The organism is Modestobacter lapidis, assembly GCF_054780755.1.
The window spans coordinates 65,841-84,429 of the sequence record NZ_BAAGVS010000011.1 but is presented as its reverse complement, the minus strand read 5'-3'; the positions used below and the strand labels follow the sequence as shown (position 1 = coordinate 84,429).

At 72.6% G+C, this 18,589-nt stretch carries 22 protein-coding genes; all 22 read left to right on the top strand.

Going from position 1 to position 18,589, the window contains the following annotated elements:
- The first annotated feature begins 81 nt into the window (after window positions 1–81).
- The 22 genes from ACYVG5_RS13115 (at window position 82) to fliN (ending at window position 18,550) form a co-directional block, all read left to right on the top strand.
- Window positions 82–864: a flagellin N-terminal helical domain-containing protein gene (locus ACYVG5_RS13115; RefSeq protein ID WP_460683239.1), complete on the top strand. Its 783-nt coding sequence runs from the start codon at window positions 82–84 to the stop codon at window positions 862–864.
- 104 nt (window positions 865–968) lie between these two features.
- Entirely contained in the window at window positions 969–2,315 is a 1,347-nt protein-coding gene (gene fliD / locus ACYVG5_RS13110; protein ID WP_222049636.1) for a flagellar filament capping protein FliD, read from the top strand.
- Between the two features lie 26 nt (window positions 2,316–2,341).
- Window positions 2,342–2,728: a flagellar export chaperone FliS gene (fliS, locus tag ACYVG5_RS13105; RefSeq protein WP_222049635.1), complete on the top strand. Its 387-nt coding sequence runs from the start codon at window positions 2,342–2,344 to the stop codon at window positions 2,726–2,728.
- Window positions 2,725–3,099, top strand: a complete 375-nt coding sequence (locus ACYVG5_RS13100) for a hypothetical protein (RefSeq protein WP_222049634.1) — start codon at window positions 2,725–2,727, stop codon at window positions 3,097–3,099. Before fliS ends, ACYVG5_RS13100 begins: the two co-directional genes overlap by 4 nt.
- A gap of 246 nt (window positions 3,100–3,345) precedes the next feature.
- Window positions 3,346–3,693 (top strand): flagellar basal body rod protein FlgB, encoded by a 348-nt coding sequence (gene flgB, locus ACYVG5_RS13095; RefSeq protein WP_222049633.1) that lies wholly within the window; start codon window positions 3,346–3,348, stop codon window positions 3,691–3,693.
- Window positions 3,694–3,769: 76 nt separating this feature from the next.
- Complete coding sequence (locus ACYVG5_RS13090; RefSeq protein ID WP_222049632.1) at window positions 3,770–4,174, top strand: flagellar basal body rod protein FlgC; 405 nt, start codon at window positions 3,770–3,772, stop codon at window positions 4,172–4,174.
- A gap of 2 nt (window positions 4,175–4,176) precedes the next feature.
- Window positions 4,177–4,518, top strand: a complete 342-nt coding sequence (locus ACYVG5_RS13085) for a flagellar hook-basal body complex protein FliE (RefSeq protein ID WP_222049631.1) — start codon at window positions 4,177–4,179, stop codon at window positions 4,516–4,518.
- Window positions 4,518–6,080 (top strand): flagellar basal-body MS-ring/collar protein FliF, encoded by a 1,563-nt coding sequence (fliF, locus tag ACYVG5_RS13080; protein ID WP_222049630.1) that lies wholly within the window; start codon window positions 4,518–4,520, stop codon window positions 6,078–6,080. Before ACYVG5_RS13085 ends, fliF begins: the two co-directional genes overlap by 1 nt.
- A 97-nt stretch (window positions 6,081–6,177) precedes the next feature.
- On the top strand, window positions 6,178–7,260 hold the full coding sequence (gene fliG, locus ACYVG5_RS13075; protein WP_222049629.1) for a flagellar motor switch protein FliG: 1,083 nt from the start codon (window positions 6,178–6,180) through the stop codon (window positions 7,258–7,260).
- Window positions 7,244–8,137: a FliH/SctL family protein gene (locus ACYVG5_RS13070; RefSeq protein ID WP_222049628.1), complete on the top strand. Its 894-nt coding sequence runs from the start codon at window positions 7,244–7,246 to the stop codon at window positions 8,135–8,137. Before fliG ends, ACYVG5_RS13070 begins: the two co-directional genes overlap by 17 nt.
- Window positions 8,134–9,438: a FliI/YscN family ATPase gene (locus ACYVG5_RS13065; RefSeq protein ID WP_222049627.1), complete on the top strand. Its 1,305-nt coding sequence runs from the start codon at window positions 8,134–8,136 to the stop codon at window positions 9,436–9,438. Before ACYVG5_RS13070 ends, ACYVG5_RS13065 begins: the two co-directional genes overlap by 4 nt.
- A 13-nt stretch (window positions 9,439–9,451) precedes the next feature.
- Window positions 9,452–9,907 (top strand): flagellar export protein FliJ, encoded by a 456-nt coding sequence (locus tag ACYVG5_RS13060; protein ID WP_222049626.1) that lies wholly within the window; start codon window positions 9,452–9,454, stop codon window positions 9,905–9,907.
- Complete coding sequence (locus ACYVG5_RS13055; protein WP_222049625.1) at window positions 9,895–10,854, top strand: NlpC/P60 family protein; 960 nt, start codon at window positions 9,895–9,897, stop codon at window positions 10,852–10,854. Before ACYVG5_RS13060 ends, ACYVG5_RS13055 begins: the two co-directional genes overlap by 13 nt.
- Window positions 10,851–12,239 (top strand): flagellar hook-length control protein FliK, encoded by a 1,389-nt coding sequence (locus ACYVG5_RS13050; protein ID WP_222049624.1) that lies wholly within the window; start codon window positions 10,851–10,853, stop codon window positions 12,237–12,239. Before ACYVG5_RS13055 ends, ACYVG5_RS13050 begins: the two co-directional genes overlap by 4 nt.
- A gap of 17 nt (window positions 12,240–12,256) precedes the next feature.
- Entirely contained in the window at window positions 12,257–12,745 is a 489-nt protein-coding gene (locus ACYVG5_RS13045) for a flagellar hook capping FlgD N-terminal domain-containing protein (RefSeq protein ID WP_222049623.1), read from the top strand.
- Between the two features lie 57 nt (window positions 12,746–12,802).
- Window positions 12,803–14,026: a flagellar hook protein FlgE gene (locus ACYVG5_RS13040; RefSeq protein ID WP_222049622.1), complete on the top strand. Its 1,224-nt coding sequence runs from the start codon at window positions 12,803–12,805 to the stop codon at window positions 14,024–14,026.
- Between the two features lie 212 nt (window positions 14,027–14,238).
- On the top strand, window positions 14,239–14,526 hold the full coding sequence (locus tag ACYVG5_RS13035; RefSeq protein WP_222049621.1) for a flagellar FlbD family protein: 288 nt from the start codon (window positions 14,239–14,241) through the stop codon (window positions 14,524–14,526).
- A 3-nt stretch (window positions 14,527–14,529) separates the two neighbouring features.
- A complete protein-coding gene (locus ACYVG5_RS13030; RefSeq protein WP_222049620.1) occupies window positions 14,530–15,300 on the top strand; it encodes a motility protein A in 771 nt (256 codons plus the stop codon).
- Window positions 15,297–16,283 carry a flagellar motor protein MotB gene (locus ACYVG5_RS13025; RefSeq protein ID WP_222049619.1) on the top strand — a complete coding sequence of 329 codons (987 nt, stop codon included), beginning with the start codon at window positions 15,297–15,299 and terminating at the stop codon, window positions 16,281–16,283. The genes ACYVG5_RS13030 and ACYVG5_RS13025 overlap by 4 nt, the downstream gene beginning before the upstream one ends.
- On the top strand, window positions 16,280–16,753 hold the full coding sequence (locus ACYVG5_RS13020; RefSeq protein ID WP_222049618.1) for a flagellar basal body-associated FliL family protein: 474 nt from the start codon (window positions 16,280–16,282) through the stop codon (window positions 16,751–16,753). Before ACYVG5_RS13025 ends, ACYVG5_RS13020 begins: the two co-directional genes overlap by 4 nt.
- An 85-nt stretch (window positions 16,754–16,838) precedes the next feature.
- A complete protein-coding gene (locus ACYVG5_RS13015; RefSeq protein ID WP_222049617.1) occupies window positions 16,839–17,804 on the top strand; it encodes a flagellar motor switch protein FliM in 966 nt (321 codons plus the stop codon).
- Complete coding sequence (fliN, locus tag ACYVG5_RS13010; RefSeq protein ID WP_222049616.1) at window positions 17,801–18,550, top strand: flagellar motor switch protein FliN; 750 nt, start codon at window positions 17,801–17,803, stop codon at window positions 18,548–18,550. The genes ACYVG5_RS13015 and fliN overlap by 4 nt, the downstream gene beginning before the upstream one ends.
- Window positions 18,551–18,589: the final 39 nt, after the last annotated feature.

Sequence of the window (18,589 nt, the reverse complement as noted above, 5' to 3'; positions counted from 1 at the left end):
GGCCGATGAGAACAGAGCAATCCCCGCCAGCACGGATGCCAGCGGGACCAGAAGAAAGACCCCATTCCAAGGAGGAACACCATGGGTCTCAGCGTCAACACCAACATCGCGGCGATGAACTCCTACCGCAACCTGTCGGTCACCGACGGGCAGATGGGCAAGTCGCTGGAGAAGCTCTCCTCCGGCTTCCGGATCAACCGCGCCGCCGACGACGCGGCCGGCCTGGCCATCTCCGAGGGCCTGCGCTCGCAGATCGGTGGCCTCAAGGTCGCCGCCCGCAACGCGCAGGACGGCATCTCGGTCGTGCAGACCGCAGAAGGCGCCCTCACCGAGGTCACCTCCATGCTCCAGCGCATGAACGACCTCGCCGTCCAGCACGCCAACGGCACCCAGAACACCGAGTCGAAGGCCGCCCTGTCGGCGGAGTTCAACGCGCTGAGCACCGAGATCACCCGGATCCAGACCAACACCAAGTTCAACGGTGTGGCCCTGTTCCCGTCCGCGGCGGCCACGGCCAGCTTCCAGGTGGGCTACGCCAGCGCCGACAAGATCGATGTCTCGCTGTCCGCGGTCACCACCAGCGGTGCGGTGATCACCAACAGCGAGTCCGTCCAGACGGCGATCACCAACGTGTCCACCGCGCGCGCCAACCTGGGTGCCATCCAGAACCGGTTCGAGCACACCATCAACAACCTGAACGTCACGGTGGAGAACCTGTCCGCCGCGGAGTCGCGCATCCGCGACACCGACATGGCCCAGGAGATGACCAACTTCTCCCGGACCCAGATCCTGAGCCAGGCCGGCACCGCCATGCTGGCCCAGGCCAACCAGTCCAGCCAGGGCATCCTCAAGCTCCTGGGCTGACCGGTACGCACCACCTGAGCACCACCCGGTGAGGGGGGAGGTCCCCGACCTCTCCCCTCACCGGTCTCTCCCCCCGCACCGACCCCGACACCGGAGGCACCGACATGGCAGGCATGAACGTCGGGCTCATCTCGGGCATGGACACCGCTTCCCTCATCGGCCAGCTGATGCAGGTCGAGGCCAACCCGCAGACCCTGCTCAAGCGCAAGCTGGCCGAGACCCAGAACGACGCCGCGGCCTACCGCGAGGTCAACACCAAGTTCGACGCGCTGCGCGACGCGGCCGAGCTGCTCACCCGCACCACGACCTGGGCCGCGGCCACCGCCAGCAGCTCCTCCACCGCCGTGACCGTCACCGCCGCGCCCGGGGCCACCGCCGGCTCGGTGTCCTTCGGCGTCACGTCACTGGCCGCGAAGCACGCCGTCTTCAGCAGCGACGCGCCGTGGGCCGCCACCACCACCGCCTTCGGCCCGACGTCGCTCACCCTCACCCCCGAGGACACCGCCACCCCGGCGACGACGATCGCCATCCCGGCCGGCGCGACGCTCGGCGAGGCCGTCACCACCATCAACGACGCGGGCGCGGGGGTCACCGCCGCCCTGGTGAACACCGGGTCCGGCTACCGGCTCCAGCTGACCTCGACGGCCGCCGGCGCCGCCAGCGAGTTCGCGGTCACCGGCCTCCCCACCACCGTCCTGACGCAGGCCTCGGACGCGAAGCTGCGGGTCGGCACCGACGCCGTGGGGTACGACGTCACGTCTACGACGAACACGTTCAAGGACCTGATGCCCGGCGTCACCCTCACCGTCTCGCAGACCGGCGGGCCGGTCACGGTGGGCGTGGCCAGTGACCCCGAGGCCGTCGCGACCGCCGTCGAGTCGTTGGTCGCCGCCGCGAACGCAGTGCTGACCAACATCGACAAGCACACCAGCACCAAGACCGGGAGCATCGCCGTCCTCAAGGGCGACAGCACGCTCCGCGGGCTCACCGGCAAGGTCCTCGAGGCCGTCTCCTACGCGATCGGCGGTGCCTCCGCGGCGCAGGCCGGCATCCAGCTCACCCGGGACGGCGAGATCACCTTCACCAAGGCCACCTTCATCGCCGCACTGGAGTCCAGCCCGGCGCTGGCGCAGCAGCTGGTCAACGGGACGCCCGCGGCGGGCACCGATCCGGCGGTCCCCGGGGTGGCCCAGCGGCTCACCGAGCTGGCGAAGAACGCCACGAACTTCACGTCCGGCACGCTGACGCTGAAGGCCAACAGCACCGACAGCCTGGCCTCGGACCTGCAGGACCGGATCGAGGACTGGGACCGGCGGCTGGCCATCCGGGAGAGCACGCTCACCCGGCAGTTCACCGCCATGGAGACGGCCCTGAGCAGCCTGCAGAACCAGTCGGCCTGGCTGTCCTCGCAGGTCTCGTCGCTGCCCAGCTGGTCCTCGTCGTCCGACTGACCCACCCCACCACGGAGGAACCCCCGATGAGTGCCGCAGCCCTGCGCGCCCGTTACCTCGGCGACTCGATCGCCACCGCCTCCCCGCAGCAGCTGCTGGTGATGCTCTACGACCGGCTCGCCCTCGACCTGGAGCGGGCGCACACCGCCCTCCTCGGCGGCGACCGGGAGGAGAGCAACAATCAGCTGCAGCATGCGCAGGAGATCGTCATCGAGCTGCGCAGCAGCCTGCAGGTCGAGGCCTGGGACGGCGGTCCGCGACTGGCCGCCCTCTACACCTGGCTGCTCACCGAGCTGATCGCCGCCAACATCAAGGGCGACGTGCGCCGGGTCGCCGACTGCCGCAAGATCGTCGAGCCGCTGCGTGACGCCTGGCGGGAGGCCGCGGCCTCCCTCGCCTCGAGCCCGGCATGACCGCCGAGCGTCGCGCCGGCGGAACCCCTCCGGGGCCGACCTCCCCCGGCCCGGCGCACCGCACCTGGCCGGTCGTGCTCGACGAGCTCGAGCACGACGTGCGCACCGCCGAGGAGACCCTCGCCCGCGACCGCGCGGAGGAGATCGCCGCCTGGGGCCGGCGCTCCACCGACTGGGTTCCGCCGTCCGGGCTCGGGCCGTTCCCCGACGACCTCCGCGAGCGCGCCGCCCGGCTCCTCCAGCACCAGCTCGCCGTCGCCGAGGCCCTGGTCGAGCGGATCACCCAGTCCAAGCAGCAGCGCGACGTGGCCGCCCGGATGTCCTACGCGCCCACCCGGCCGGTCGCCTCCTTCATCGACCGCGCTCTGTAGCCAGGACCGCGCCCCGTTCCGCCAAAATGGCCATTTTGGCGGAACGACTTCACCACCACATGACCATCTGCACCCGATCGGGTGCAGATGGTCATGTTCGTTTCCGGGACTGCCGAGTACTGCAGTGCACGGAAAGCACCACTCTCGCCACGGATCGGCGGACCCCACGCTCGCAGGCCCTCCTGCGCGCGCGACTTGCCGTATCCGGAGGTACAACGTGCTCCGCCATGCCCAGCAGGACGCCCGGTGATCACCGACGCGACCATGACCGCCCTGCACGCCGCCCTGTCCGGGCTGCAGCAGCGCCAGCGGGTCACTGCCGACAACATCGCCAACATCCAGACGCCGGGCTACCTCGCGCACCGCACCGACTTCGAGTCGGCGCTGAAGAGCGAGCTCGCCGGGGGACAGACCCCCACGGTCGGCCGTAGCGCCATCAGCCAGTCGCTGGACCCGACGCGGATGGACGGCAACAACGTCAACCTCGACACCGAGACGACGATCGCCACCGAGACCGGGCTGCGCTACCAGCTGGCCCTCAACGCCCTCGACGGCAAGTACACCGTGCTGCGTGCAGCGCTGAGGACGCAGTGATGAGCGAGCTTGCGAGCTCGTCCATGGGCACAGCGGCGCGGGTCACGCTGCCGACGAGCGCCAGCGAGGAGGACTCGTGACCACCTTCGACAGCCTGCGCATCGCCGGGTCGGGCCTGTACAGCCACCGCAAGTGGATGGATGCGGTCGCGGACAACATCGCCAACATCAACACCGTCGCCGGCCCGGGCGAGGACGCCTTCCAGGAACGGATGATCGTCGCCGAGGCCGTCCAGTACGGCTCCGGCCAGGGCGGTGTGCGCGTCGCCGGCATGGCGCTCGGCGACGCCGAGGGCCGGCTGGTCTACGAGCCGGACCACCAGCTGGCCGACGCCAACGGTTACGTCCGGTACCCCGACATCGACCTCGGTGACCAGATGACCCAGCTGCTCATGGCCCAGCGCGGCTACCAGGCCAACCTCGCCACGGTCGAGCGCGCCACGAACGCCTACCAGTCGGCACTCCAGCTCGGGAAGGGCTGACCATGACCTCCCCCATCAGCGCGATCGGCATGGGCATCCCGATCCCCAGCTTCGGCGACGTCGCCGGTGCCGCCGGTGTCACGGGCACCACCGGCACGTCGGCGGCCGCGCCGGTCGGCGGGGACAACGGCTTCGCCGACGTGCTCGCCGGCGCCGTGGACCGGCTCAACGGCGTGCAGGCCAACGCCAGCGACCTCGCCGTGCAGGCCGCCACCGGTGACCTGCGGGATGCGCACGACTACATGATCGCCAGCGCCGAGGCGAAGCTGGCCACCGAGACGGTGGTCACGCTGAAGAACGCCGCGGTCGGGGCCTTCACCGAGATCATGAGGATGCCCGTCTGATGCCCGCGGCCCTCGCCGGCCCACTGGGCCGGGTCAAGACCCTCCTGTCGACGATCAGCCTCGGCCAGAAGATCGTCATCGGCCTGCTGCTCGCCGGGCTGGTGCTGGGCGGCTTCGTCTTCACCCGCTGGATCACCGCGTCGACGATGTCGCCGTTGTTCAGCAACCTCGCCAGCACCGACGCGTCGGCGATCGTCGAGGAGCTCAACGCCGAGGGGGTCGCGTACGAGCTCACCGACGGCGGCCAGACGATCATGGTCGCCCAGGAGCAGGTGTACGACCTGCGGCTGTCCATGAGCGGCAAGGGCCTGCCGGCCGGTGCCGAGACCGGGTACGCCCTGCTCGACCAGCAGGGCATCACCACCAGCGAGTTCCAGCAGCAGGTCTCCTACCAGCGTGCGCTGGAGGGCGAGCTGTCCACCACCCTCAAGGCGCTGGACGGCGTCCGTTCGGCCGTCGTGCACATCGCCCTCCCCCAGGACGAGGTGTTCGCCACCGACGAGGGCAAGCCCACCGCCTCGGTGCTGCTCGACCTGGCGCCGGGCACCAACCTGTCCGGGGAGCAGGTCCAGGCCGTCACACACCTGGTGTCCTCCAGCATCGAGAAGATGGACCCGGAGTCGGTCACCGTCGCCGACTCCACCGGTGCCGTCCTGTCCACCGCCGGCGAGGGCGTGACGGCGGCCGCGGGCGATGCGCAGTCGCAGATGGAGCAGGAGTTCGAGGGCCGGCTGGCCGGCAACGCGCAGCAGATCCTCGAGCGGGTCGTCGGCCCGGGCAACGCGGTCGTCAGCGTCCGGGCGGACCTGGACTTCAACAAGCGGGACACCACCAGCGAGAGCTACACCTACGTGCCCGGCACCCCGGCCCTGTCGGAGTCCACGACGACCGAGGACTACACCGGTACCGGCGGTGCAGTCGGCGGCGTGCTCGGGGCCGAGAACCCAGCGGCCGGCACCGGCGGCGAGTCGACGTACGACAAGGAGTCGACGACGTCGAACAACGCCGTCGGCAAGACCGTCGAGACCGTGCAGGGCGCGCCCGGCGCGATCCAGCGGCTGACCGTGTCGGTGGTCATGAACGACGCCACCGCCGGCGCGCTGGACCAGGCCACCATCCAGGACCTGGTCGGCAACGCCATCGGCCTGGACGTCGCCCGCGGCGACGCCATCACCGTCGCCAAGATGGCCTTCGACCAGACCGCGGCCGAGCAGGCCGCCGCGGACATCGCCGCGGCCGCCGAGGCCGAGCAGACCGCCCAGATGTGGTCGATGATCCGCACCGGCGGCATCGCGGCCGGAATCCTGCTGCTGGTGCTCATCGTGTGGCTCCGGTCCCGTCGGAACCGCGGCGACGACTACGAGGAGCTCGAGGACGACGAGGACCCGGAACTCGACCGGATCCAGGTCCAGAGCGTCCGCGATCCCGAGCTCGACGACCACGAGCTCCAGCGGGAGCTGGCCAGGCGGGAGAAGGTCCGCGGCGAGATCTCCGAGATGGTGAGCGACCGGCCCGACGAGGTCGCCACCATGCTCCGCGGCTGGTTCGCGGAGTCCAAGTGATCAATTGCGAAGCAATTGATCACTTGGGGCCGAAGGCCATCCCCATGTGCCCGATAGCGCGGCGCAGCCGCTTCCTCTACCGCACCGGAGGTGTGACATGAGCATCGCCAGCGTCGAGCAGCTGGTCGGGATCGCGGGTGCCCCGGCCACCGCCGTCCTGCCCACCGTCGTGAGCCGCAGGGAGCTGCCCGGCCTGCGCAAGGCCGCCGTCTTCCTCGCCCAGCTGTCCAAGGAGGAGGCCGGCGCGGTGCTCGCCGAGCTGCGCCCCTCGGAGGTGGAGAAGCTGACCACCGAGCTGATGCGGCTGCAGGGGGTCGACGGCGCGGATGTGGACGACGTGCTCGGCGAGTTCCACACCCTCATGCAGGCCCGGCGGTTCGTCGGGACCGGCGGCGTGGACTTCGCCCGCGAGGTGCTGGCCGCCGGCCTCGGCGAGGAGAAGGCCGAGGGCATCCTCTCCCGGCTCAACGTCGTCTACACCGAGCTGCCGTTCGCCTCGCTGCGCAACAGCGACGTCCGCCAGCTGGTCACCTTCCTCAAGGACGAGCACCCGCAGGTGATCGCCCTGGTGCTGGCGCACCTGCCGGCCGTCCAGTCGGCGGAGGTGCTGTCGCACTTTCCTCCCGATCAGCAGGCCGACGTCGCCTACCGGATCGCGCTGATGGACCGCACCACTCCCGAGATGGTGCGGATGGTCGAGGAGGAGCTGGGCCGCCGGATGGGCTCGCTGCTCGCCTACCAGGACATGGCGACCGTCGGCGGCGTCGAGACCCTGGTCGAGATCATCAACCGGTCCGCCCGGCCCACCGAGCGGTCCATCCTCGAGTGGCTGGAGAACAGCGACCCCGAGCTCGCCGAGCGCATCCGGTCGCAGATGTTCGTCTTCGAGGACATCGTCACCATCGACGACCGCTCCCTGCAGCTGGTGCTGCGCGACGTCGAGGCCAACGACCTGGCCACCGCGCTCAAGGGCGTGCGCCAGGACGTCCGGGACAAGGTGGTCCGCAACCTCTCCGAGCGGGCGGGCGAGAACCTGCTCGAGGAGATGGAGCTGCTCGGCCCGGTGCGTGCACGCACCGTCGAGGAGGCGCAGGCCAAGGTCGTCGCCGTCATCCGCACGCTCGAGGAGCAGGGCGTGCTGACCATCTCGCGGGGAGGCGAGGATGACTTCGTCGCCTGAGTCGGTGCTGCTGCGTGGGTCGTCGGCCGCCGCGGCCACTCCCTGGCAGCGGGTGCACCGGCCGGCGCCGCCGCCGCGCGCCGGCGGTCCGGTGGTTCCGACGGCGCAGCCGATCGAGACCCCCGCCGAGGCCCCGGTCGGGACGTCGTCCCGGCCTCCGGTGCCGTCGCCGGCGCCGCGGGCCGCCCCGGACCTGGTCGCGCCCCCCGAGGTCGCGGCCGAGGCCGAGCCGTACACCGGCGAGGAGCGGCGGTCCGGCGAGCGCCGCGCCGGGGAACGCCGGCTACGCAGCACCACCCGGCTGAGCGACGTCTACGCCGAGCAGCTCGAGCAGCTGCGCGAGCTGGCCCGCCGCGACGGCTGGGCCGCCGGTCACGCCGAGGGCATCACCGCGGCCGCCGACGTGGTGGCCGCCGCCGAGCGGGCCGCCGAGGTGCGGCTGGCCGAGGCGCAGGTCCGCTGGGAGCGACGGCTGGCCACCGCCACCGCCGCCCTCGGCTCGGCCGCCGCCCAGCTGGAGGCCGCCGCCGCCCCCGTCGCCGAGGAGCTCCGCGAGAGCGTCCTGGACGCCGTCCTCACCCTGGTCGGCGACATGCTCGGCCGGGAGCTGCTGATGGCCACCGCACCAGGGCTGGACGCGCTGCGCCGGGCGCTCACGCTGTGCCCCAGCGACGTCCCCGTCGTCGTCCGGCTGCACCCCGACGACCTGGCCGAGGTGCCGCGCGAGGAGCTGCACGCGCTGCCGGCGTCGGTCTCGGTGGTCGGTGACCCGGAGGTCGAGCGGGCCGGCGCCATCGCCACCGCGGGCACCACCACCCGGGTGGACGCCCAGCTCACCACCGCGCTGGCCCGCGTCCGGGCGGTGCTCCGCGGATGAGCGTCGATTTGATCTCCCGTGCCCGCGCGGCTGCCCGGCCGCTGGTCACCGGCGTCGTCTCCGGCGCCATGGGGCTGACGCTCACCGTCGAGGGCATTCCCGCCGCCGTCGGCGACCTGGTGGAGATCGACCCGGGCGTCCGGCCGCTGCTCGCCGAGGTCGTGGCGCTGCACCGCGGCCGGCTGACCTGCATGCCGCTCGGCGACCTGTCGGGCGTGCACGCCGGGGCGCCGGTGCGGGCCACCGGCATGCCGCTGCAGGTCCCGGTCGGGCCGGCGCTGCTCGGCCGCGTGCTCGACGGGCTCGGCCGACCGCTGGACGGCGGCCCGCCACTGGGGGCGCTCGCCGAGTACGTCGACCTGACCAGCGACACCCCCAACGCACTCACCCGGGCACGGGTGGACCGGCCACTGGCCACCGGTGTCCGGGCCCTGGACGCGTTCGCCCCCGTCGGCCGCGGCCAGCGGCTGGGCATCTTCGCCGGGTCCGGCGTGGGCAAGTCCACGCTGCTGAGCCAGATCACCCGCGGCACCGACGCCGACGTCCGGGTCATCGGCCTGATCGGTGAGCGCGGCCGGGAGGTGCGCGAGTTCCTCGACGAGGACCTCGGCCCGGAGGGCATGGCCAACACCGTCGTCGTCGTCGCCACGTCCGACGAGCCACCGCTCGTCCGGCTGAAGGCCGCGTTCGTGGCCACCCGGATCGCCGAGGCCTTCCGCGACGAGGGCCGCGACGTGCTGCTGCTGATGGACTCGATCACCCGTACCGCGATGGCCCAGCGCGAGGTCGGGCTGTCCGCCGGGGAGCCTCCGGCCACCCGCGGCTACCCGCCGAGCGTCTTCGCGATGCTGCCCAAGCTGCTGGAGAAGGCCGGGACGTCGACCACCGGGTCGATCACCGGGCTCTACACGGTGCTGGTCGACGGCGACGACCACAACGAGCCGATCGCCGACACCGCCCGGTCCATCCTCGACGGGCACGTGGTGCTCACCCGCAAGCTGGCCACCGCCGGCCACTTCCCGGCCATCGACGTGCTCGAGTCGATCTCCCGCGTCGCGACCGCCGTCGTGCCGGCCGCGCAGATGACCGACGCCCGGGAGGTGCGCCGGATGCTCGGCGCGCTGCGTGACGTCCGTGAGCTCATCGAGATCGGCGCCTACCAGGCCGGCAGCGATCCCCTGGTCGACCGGGCCCGGCGGCTGGCACCGGACATCGACGCCTTCCTCCGCCAGTCCGTCGACGACCACACGTCGCCGGCGGAGTCCTGGGCCCGGCTGCACCAGATCGTGACCGCGGCGTGAGCCGGGACGCCGCGTGAAGCAGCCGGCCTTCCGGCTGGAACCGGTGCTCCGCCTGCGGCGCAGCCAGGAGCGGGCCGCGTCGATGGCCGCTGCCCAGGCCGCCCGCGAGGCGACCGCCGCCGCGCAGCGGGCCGAGGACGACGCGGCCGCGCTGGCCGCCTCGTCGATGCCCGCGCTGAGCTCTGCCGGTGCCTTCGTCGCCGCGATGGTCGCATCGCGCACCGCGGCTGCCGATGTATCGGCTGCACGGGCGCTCGCCGTCTCCTACGCCGAGCAGGCCGAGGCGGTCCGCGCCCGGTGGACGGCGGCCGCCCAGCGCACCAAGGGCCTGGAGCGGCTGAAGGAACGGCACGTCGAGCGGCTGCAGGTCGCCGCCGACGCCGCCGAGACCCGCTTGGTCGACGACCTGGTCACCGGCCGGCACGGCGGCGACCAGCACACCGGAGAGGAGGAGACGTGGACGGACTGAGCGCGGTCCAGACCCGGATCAACGAGATCCACACCCGCTTCCTCCGCACCCCGGCGGTCTCCACCGAGGCGCAGTGGGCCAGCGCAGCCGGCTCCGCCGGCCTGACGGGCACCACCGCGGCCGCGCCCCCGGCGCTGGGCAGCCTGCCCGACGGCGGTGGCGGCGGCGCGGCCGTGGTCGCCGCCGCCACGAAGTACCTCGGCGTGCCCTACCAGTGGGGCGGCACCGACCCGAAGAGCGGGCTGGACTGCTCCGGCCTGACCCAGCGGGTCTTCGCCGACGTGGGCATCGATCTCCCCCGCACCTCCTCCCAGCAGGCCACCGCCGGCCGGCCGGTCGCGAGCCTCGCCGACGCCCAGCCCGGTGACCTGGTGTTCTTCGACTACTCCTCGCGTCCGGGCATCGACCACGTCGGCATCTACGTCGGCGGCGGCAAGATGATCGCCGCGCCCCAGGAGGGCGAGGTCGTCAAGCTGCAGGACGTCGGCAACCCCGCGGTGATCCGCCGGGTACTCCCCGACGCCGGCCCGGCCGCGGCCGCGGGCGCCGCCACCGGCACCGGCCTGGCCGGGGTTCCGTACGCCGACCTCTTCACCCAGGCCGGCAGCCGGCACGGGGTCTCCCCCGCCCTGCTGGCCGCCGTCGCCAAGACCGAGTCCAACTTCACCAGCACCGCCGTCTCCCCCGCCGGCGCGCAGGGCCTGATGCAGTTCATGCCGGCCACCGCCGCCGGCCTCGGGGTCAACCCCGCCGACCCGGCCTCGGCCATCGACGGCGCCGCCCGGTACCTCAGCAGCCTGACCAAGCAGTTCGGCTCCACCGAGGTGGCACTCGCCGCCTACAACGCCGGCCCGGGCACGGTGCAGCGCTACGGCGGTGTCCCGCCCTACGCCGAGACCCAGGCCTTCGTCCGGAAGGTCACCACCGCAGCGGAGGCCTATTCGTGAGCGCCCCCACCTCGATGTCACTGCCCGCGGGGCTCGGCGCCACCGCCGCGGCCCGCTCGGGCGGCGGCCGGGCGAGCGCCGCCGACCGCAGCGCCCCGCCCTTCGACTCCGCGCTCGAGGGCGCCCTCGCCGGCACCTCGACGCCGGGCCGCGCCACGCCCGGCGCCGGACAGGCACCGGAGGACGTCGCTCCGGACGCCGTGGCCGGGCCGGCGACCGACGGGGACGCCGACGACGCCACGCCGACCGCGCCGGTCACCGACCTGCCGCCGGGCATCTGGGCATTGCTGAACGGCGTCACCGGCGCACCCGTGCCACCACCCGGCAGGCCCGCCACCGGCGAGCTGCCGGCCGGGCCCGCCACCGGGCCCGCCACCGGGCCGGCCGTGCCGGGCGTCGTCGGCGGCGTGCCGGGCGTCGCCGCGACGTCCACCCAGGCAATCGCCCCGACGCTCGATCCCGCACTCGCCGCGGCACTGGCTGCGGCCCGCACGCCGGCCGGGCCGGAGCAGCCGGCCCCGGCCGCCGGGCCGGCGACCACGGTGGGCCTGCCCGCCGCAGCTCCGGCCCGGGGGGCCGCTGCCGATGCCCTGGCACAGGCCGCCGGTCCGACCGCCGTCACCGCCCCGCCCGGTGACCCGGCCACCGTTCCCTCGCCGCTGCCCACCGTCGCCGCGACCCCGGACACCGGTGCGGCACCGGCCACCGTGCCGGCTCCGGGCACGGTCCCGGCGACGGGCTCCGACGCCGGCGGCACGGACAGCGGCGGCAGCGGCTCGCGCGCACCGGCGGCCGCGGTCGCCGCGGTCGCCGAGCCCACCTCCGCACCGGCCGACGACGTCCCGACCGGCCTTCCCGGCACCGCCGCGGCGACCGGTACGGCCGCGACGCCGGCCACTGCGGCCGCCGCGCCGGCCGCCCGGGAAGCCCCGGTCGCCGCGCAGCTCGCCCCGCAGCTGGCGGTGCTGCGCAACGCGCCCGACGGCAGCCAGACGATGACCGTCGTGCTCACCCCCGAGTCGCTGGGCGAGGTGACGGTCCAGGTGACGATCACCGACGGCACGCTCGACGTGATGCTGCGCGGCGGGTCCGAGCACGGCCGGCACGCCATGATCGACGCCCTGCCCGAGCTCCGTCGCGAGCTCGAGACCGCCGGGCTGAGCTTCTCCCGGCTCACCGTCGACCCCGACGCCCCGCGCGACGGCGGCCCGGGCGGCCGCACGGCCGAGCAGCTGCTGGCCGACCTGCACGGCAACGGCCAGGGCAACGGTCAGGGCCGGTCGCCGTCCCGGCCGCACGGGTGGGCCACCGCCACCTCCACCGCCGAGGGCACTGCCCCCGCCAACCACCTGTCTGCGTCCTCCGGCGTGGACGTCCGAGTCTGAGACGGAGCCGACCCCCGATGACCAGCCCGATCTCCGGCAGCACGCCGACCACCGCGCCCGCGGCCACCGCCGAGGTGACCCGCAGCGACCAGATGGGCAAGGACACCTTCCTCAAGCTCCTGGTCGCCCAGATGCGCTTCCAGGACCCGAGCAACCCGACCAGCAGCAGCGAGTTCATGGCGCAGACCGCCACCTTCAGCCAGGTGGAGAAGCTCGAGGAGATCGCCTCGCAGAACGCCGAGCTGCTCACGCTGCAGCGCTCGCTGAGCGCCGGCGCGCTGGTCGGCAAGCACGTCGCCTACACCGCCGACGACGGCACCACCGTCACCGGTGCCGTCTCCTCGGTCATCGTCGCCCACGGCACCGAGCCGCGAGCAGTGATCGGCGACGCGGCCGTGCCGCTGGGGCGGATCACCGAGATCACCACCCCCGAGGTGGACACCCCCGGCACCGGCACCCCTGATCCCGGCACTTCTGACCCCGACAAGGGCCCGTCCGCCGCCTGACGTCGACGTCCCTGCCCATCCGACCCACCTGCACCGACTCGCGAGGAGATCCTCCCCATGCTGCGTTCCATGTTCGCCGGCGTCGCCGGCCTCAAGGCCCACCAGACCAAGATGGACGTCGTCGGCAACAACATCGCCAACGTCAACACCGTCGGGTTCAAGAGCAGCCAGACGGTCTTCGAGGACACCCTGTCCCAGGTCCTCCGCAACGGCTCCGCCCCCAACGGCGGCACCGCCGGCACCAACCCGGCGCAGGTCGGGCTCGGCGTGAAGGTCGCCGGGATCACCACGAACTTCGGCCAGGGATCGCAGCAGAACACCGGCCGGGCCTCGGACTTCATGATCGGTGGCGACGGCTTCTTCGTCACCAAGGTCGGCAACGAGAACCTCTACACCCGGGCCGGCTCCTTCGACTTCGACGGCGTCGGGAACCTGGTGACGCCGGGCGGGGGCAAGCTGCAGGGCTGGATGGTCGACGCCAACGGCGGGATCGACACGAACGGGCCGATCGAGGACCTGAAGATCCAGTTCGGGCAGGTCCTCCCCCCGGAGGCCACGACCGGCAGCTCGGTGGTGGGCAACCTGTCCGCCGAGGCGGCCGTGGGCGATGCGATCCAGACCCAGGCAGAGATGTACGACGCCCTGGGCAACCCCCACCAGGTCGACTACACGTTCACCAAGACCGCCGCCGGCTGGGACCTGACCGTGGCGGACGGCGGGAACACCCTGCTGACCACGCAGCTCACGTTCGGGACGACCGGTGCGACGACCGGCCGGCTCACGTCCACCTCGCCGCAGCCCCTGATCACCGCCGGGCTCGGCAGCTGGCCCGGGCCGGTACAGCTCGACCTGTCCGGGGTGACCCAGTTCGGTGGCAAGACCACGGCCGCCGCCGTCGACACCGACCAGAGCGGTTCGGCGCTGGGCACCCTGGAGTCCTACTCGCTCAGCGGCGACGGCACGATCATGGGCCTCTACTCCAACGGCCTGCGCCAGCCGCTGGGGCAGCTCGCCCTGGCGAACTTCACCAACCCCGGTGGCCTGGAGAAGGCCGGCAGCAGCTCCTACCGGGCTGCCGACAACTCCGGCAACGCGGTGATCGGCGTTCCGGGCGCCGGCGGGCGCGGCACCCTCACCGCCGGTGCGCTGGAGATGTCCAACGTCGACCTCGCCGAGGAGTTCACCGGTCTGATCATCGCCCAGCGCGGGTTCCAGGCGAACAGCAAGGTGATCACCGCCTCCGACGAGCTCCTGTCGGACCTGGTCAACCTCAAGCGCTGATCGACCGCCTGATCCCCGGCCGGGCTTTCGGTACCGAAAGCCCGCCGGGGAGGGCGACATCGGCGGCCCGGTCACCCCCTGGAGGGGGTGACCGGGCCGCTCAGCTCTCGCACTCCGCTCAAGGACCTCCACCGGAGGCCGATGACACAGCAGGGCAGCGGGGCCTCCCCCAGGTCCTGCTGCCCGCACTCCTACCCACCGAAGGAAGTCCCGTGATCCGTGTGACACGTCTGAACGGGGAGCACTTCGCCGTGAATGCCGACCTGATCGAGCGCGTGGAAGGGCACCCCGACACCGTGATCACGCTGCAGGAGGGCAACAAGTACGTGGTCGCCGAGAGCGTCGAACAGGTCATCCGGGAGATCCGCGACTACCGGGCGAGCATCCAGGCGGTCGCCTTCCAGATGGACCGCGGCGAGTACCGCCTGCCCACCGCCCACGCCACCCAGGGCAGCGATGACTCATCCGTCGTGCCCTTCCCGACCCGAGACGAGCGCTGACCCATGGACCCCGCCACCCTGATCGGGTTCGTCGTCTCCCTCGTCGCCCTGATCGTCTTCATGATCCTGGAGGGCGCCGACCCGACCTCGCTGATCTTCCTCCCCGCGATCATCCTGGTCGTCGTCGCGACCTTCGGCGCGGCGCTGGCCAGTCAGACGATGAGCGACCTGAAGAAGATGCCCGGCTGGTTCAAGATGGCTGTGCTGCCGGCCAAGGTGCCGCCGGCCACCGAGCAGATCCAGACGCTGGTCAGCCTGGCCGAGAAGGCCCGCAAGGAAGGGCTGCTGGCCCTCGAAGCCGAGGTCAAGGCGATCGAGGACCCGTTTCTCAAGCGTGGCCTGCAGATGAGCATCGACGGCACCGACCCGGAGGACCTGCGCGGCATCCTGGAAGGCGAGATCTCGGCCAAGAAGGCCGAGGACAAGGTCGCCGCCAAGTTCATGAACAACATGGGCGGCTACGCGCCGACCATCGGCATCCTGGGCTGCATCGTCGGTCTGATGAACGTGATGGGCAACCTCCAGAACCCGGAGACGTTGGGCCCGATGGTCTCCGCGGCGTTCATCGCCACGCTGTGGGGCGTCATGGCGGCCAACTTCTGGTTCCTGCCGATGGGCGCGAAGATCCTGCGGGTCAGCGCGCTGCAGGCCGCGCAGATGGAGCTCCTCGTCGAGGGCATCGCGGAGATCCAGGCGGGCACCAGCCCGCGGACGGTGCGGCAGAAGCTCACCTCCCTCGTGCCGCCCGGTGAGCAGCAGCGCGAGGCGGCATGAGCAGGGGCGGCGGGCACGGCGGCCACGGTGGCCGCCGCGCCAAGAAGCACGAGGAGCACGAGGAGCACGAGAACCACGAACGGTGGCTGGTGTCCGGCTTCGACATGATGACGCTGCTGTTCGTGCTGTTCGTGGTGCTCTACGCGATGAGCTCGATCGACGCGGCCAAGTTCACCGCCTTCGCCGAGGGCGCCCGGGACGGTGCCGGTGCCCCGGTGACCATCCTCAACGACGGTGCCGCCATCGACGCGCCGGTCGAGAACGACAGCCCGCTGAAGCCGGTGCAGGTGGCCCAGGAGGCCGCCATCGACGGCACCGGGCCGACCGAGGCGGAGCAGGCGGCCGCCGAGGCGGCGGCCGCGCACCAGGCGCAGCAGACCGCCGCCGAGGCCGTGGCCGCCTACGAGCAGCTGTCCCGAGCCCGGGCGGCCCTCGAGGCGGCGCTGGCCGCGGCCGGTCAGTCCGGTGCGGCGGAGTTCGTCATCGACGAGCGCGGCCTGGTCGTGCACGTGGTGTCCGACCCGGTGCTGTTCGCGCCGGAGTCCGCGGCCCTGCAGCCGCAGGGCACGGTCGTGCTCGACGCGATGGCCCCGACGCTCCTCGGGCTGCCCAACGAGATCCGGGTCGAGGGGCACGCCAACTCGATACCGGTCACCCGCGGCGGTCCGTGGCCGTCGAACTGGGAACTGTCGGCGGTGCGCGCCACCACCGTGCTGCGCCACCTCGCCGGGCCCTCGGGCGTACCCGAGGGCCGGATCTCCGCAGCCGGCTACAGCAGCACCCGCCCGCTCGTGCCCGACACCGATCCCAGCTACGTCACCGCCAACCGCCGGGTCGACATCGTCGTGCTGTCCACCGCCTCCGCCCAGGCCAACCAGCTCCTGCCCGGCCTGGACGCCGCCGCCTCGGCGGCCCCCCCGCCCCCGACCCCCGCGCCGGCCACGGCCGCGCCGGCTGCCACCTCCGAGGAGAACCACCCATGAGCACGAAGACCAAGGCCGCCCCCGACGCCGACGAGACCGAGGGCAAGGGCGGCAAGAAGAAGCTGCTCATCATCGCCTTGGTCGCGGTGCTGGCCATCGGAGCAGGCGCGTACTTCTTCCTCTTCAGCGGCGGCGAGGCCGAGGCCGAGGTCGTGCCCGAGGCCGGCAGCGTCGTCCTCCAGGTCGAGCCGGTGGCCATCAACCTGGCCGGCGGGAGCTACCTGAAGCTGGGGCTCGCGCTGCAGTTCTCCCTCGGCTACGACGAGAGCGCCGGCGGTGGGCATGGCGGCGGCGCCACGCCCGACGGGTCCAAGGCCATGGACATCGCGATCGCGCAGTTCTCCGGTGCCGCGCTCTCCGACGTGCAGACCAACCGCGAGGCGATGAAGGCGGCGCTGCAGCAGGCGATCGTGGACGCCTACCACGGTGACGTCTACGAGATCTACTACACGGAGTACGTGACCCAGTAGCCCCACCGGACCCGGGCGCACCGCTCCGCCAAGTGCGCCCGGGTCGCCGGTCAGGGTCGGCACGGCACCCGCCGATGAGGGTGTCGTGACACTGTCCGACACCGTGGTTGACGCGCGCAGCGCCGTCCCGCTGTCATCCCCAGGGACCGGACGCCGCCGCAGCGAGCCGCGCACCTACGACTTCCGCCGGCCCACCAAGCTCTCCCGCGAGCACGTCCGGATCCTCCAGATCGCCCAGGAGTCCTTCGCCCGTCAGGCGACCACGGTGCTGACCTCGATGCTGCGCACCGGCGCCCGCATGGAGCTCGACGGCATCGAGCAGCACTCCTACGACGACTACATCGCCACGCTCCCGGCGCAGTGCTTCATCGCCACGTTCACCCTGGAGCCGCTGCCCGGCAAGGGCCTGCTGGTGTACCCGCTGGACACCGCCATGGCGATCGTCGACCACATGCTCGGCGGTTCCGGTGGGGCCGAGCAGCCCAGCCGGCCGATGACGGCGATGGAGACCACCATCACCGGTCATCTGCTCGAGCGGCTGCTCCACGAGCTGGCCACCACCTTCACCCCGATCACGCCGGTGCAGCCGGTGCTGGCCGGCCTCGAGTACAACCCGCAGCTCGCCCAGGCCGCTGCCGGGTCGGAGACCGTCATGGTCGCCTCGCACCGGTTGCGGATCGGCAACCGGGAGCCCACGGCCACCCTGATGCTGCCGTTCTCCTCCTTCGCTCCCGCGCTGAACAACGCCGCGTCGCCGCAGCTGTCGGAGTCCGCGCTGCGCAAGCGGCAGCGCGCGGCCGAGGCGCTGACCGAGCGGATCAGCCACGTCCCGGTCGACGTGAACGTGCGGTTCTCCCCGCTGCAGGTGCCCTCGGCCGACCTGCTCGACCTCGCCGTCGGCGACGTGCTGCTGCTGCGGCACCCGCGGGACAGCCCGCTGGAGGTCACCACCAACGACGAGACGTTCGCGCACGCGATCGCCAGCAACCACCGGCGCCGACTGGCCGCCGAGATCGTCCCGGACCCAACCGGCGGAAAGGACCACTCATGACCACCGCCTTCGGCATCGAGCGCACCCCCGAGTCCGAGACCATCGCGGCGGCCGTCGTCGCCGCGGCCCAGGCGGCGGCGACGCTGCTGCCCGCCTCGGCCGTGCTCGTCGCGGGGGACCCCATCGGGGACCCCGAGGCGCTGCACCTCCCGCCGGAGGCAGCCGCGGCGGTCACCGCCCGGCTCACCGGCGAGGTGAGCGGGGACGTCGTCCTCGTCCTGTCGGCCGAGGTCGTCTCCGCACTGGACAACTCCCCGGTGGGGCGGATGGACGTCGCCGCCGCGCTGCGTCCGGCCCTGGAGGCCGCCGCGGCGACGCTGGGCCGGGTGCGGGTCTCCTCCGAGCGGGTCGAGGACGTCGTCGCCGCCCTCGACGGGCTGCGCGACAAGGGCATGTTCATCGCGGTGCCGCTGCTGTCCGACGGCGTGGTCGAGGCCACCTTCGCCCTGCAGGTCACCCTCCCCGAGGCCCCGCGCGAGCGCCGCGGCAGCCTGGACCTGCTGCGCAACGTGGCCATGGAGGTCACCGTCGAGATCGGCCGGACCCGGATGACGGTGCAGGAACTGCTGTCGCTGTACCCGGGTGAGGTCATCGAGCTCGACCGTGCCGCCAGCGCGCCGGCCGACCTGCTGGTCAACGGCACCCTGATCGCCCGCGGCGAGATCGTCGTCGTCGACGAGGACTTCGGGCTGCGGATCAGCGAGATCGTGACCGACGCCGCCGAGTTCGGACCCGCGTCGTCATGACGTCGAAGAGGACGGCGCAGCGAGCATCGCAGGGAGATG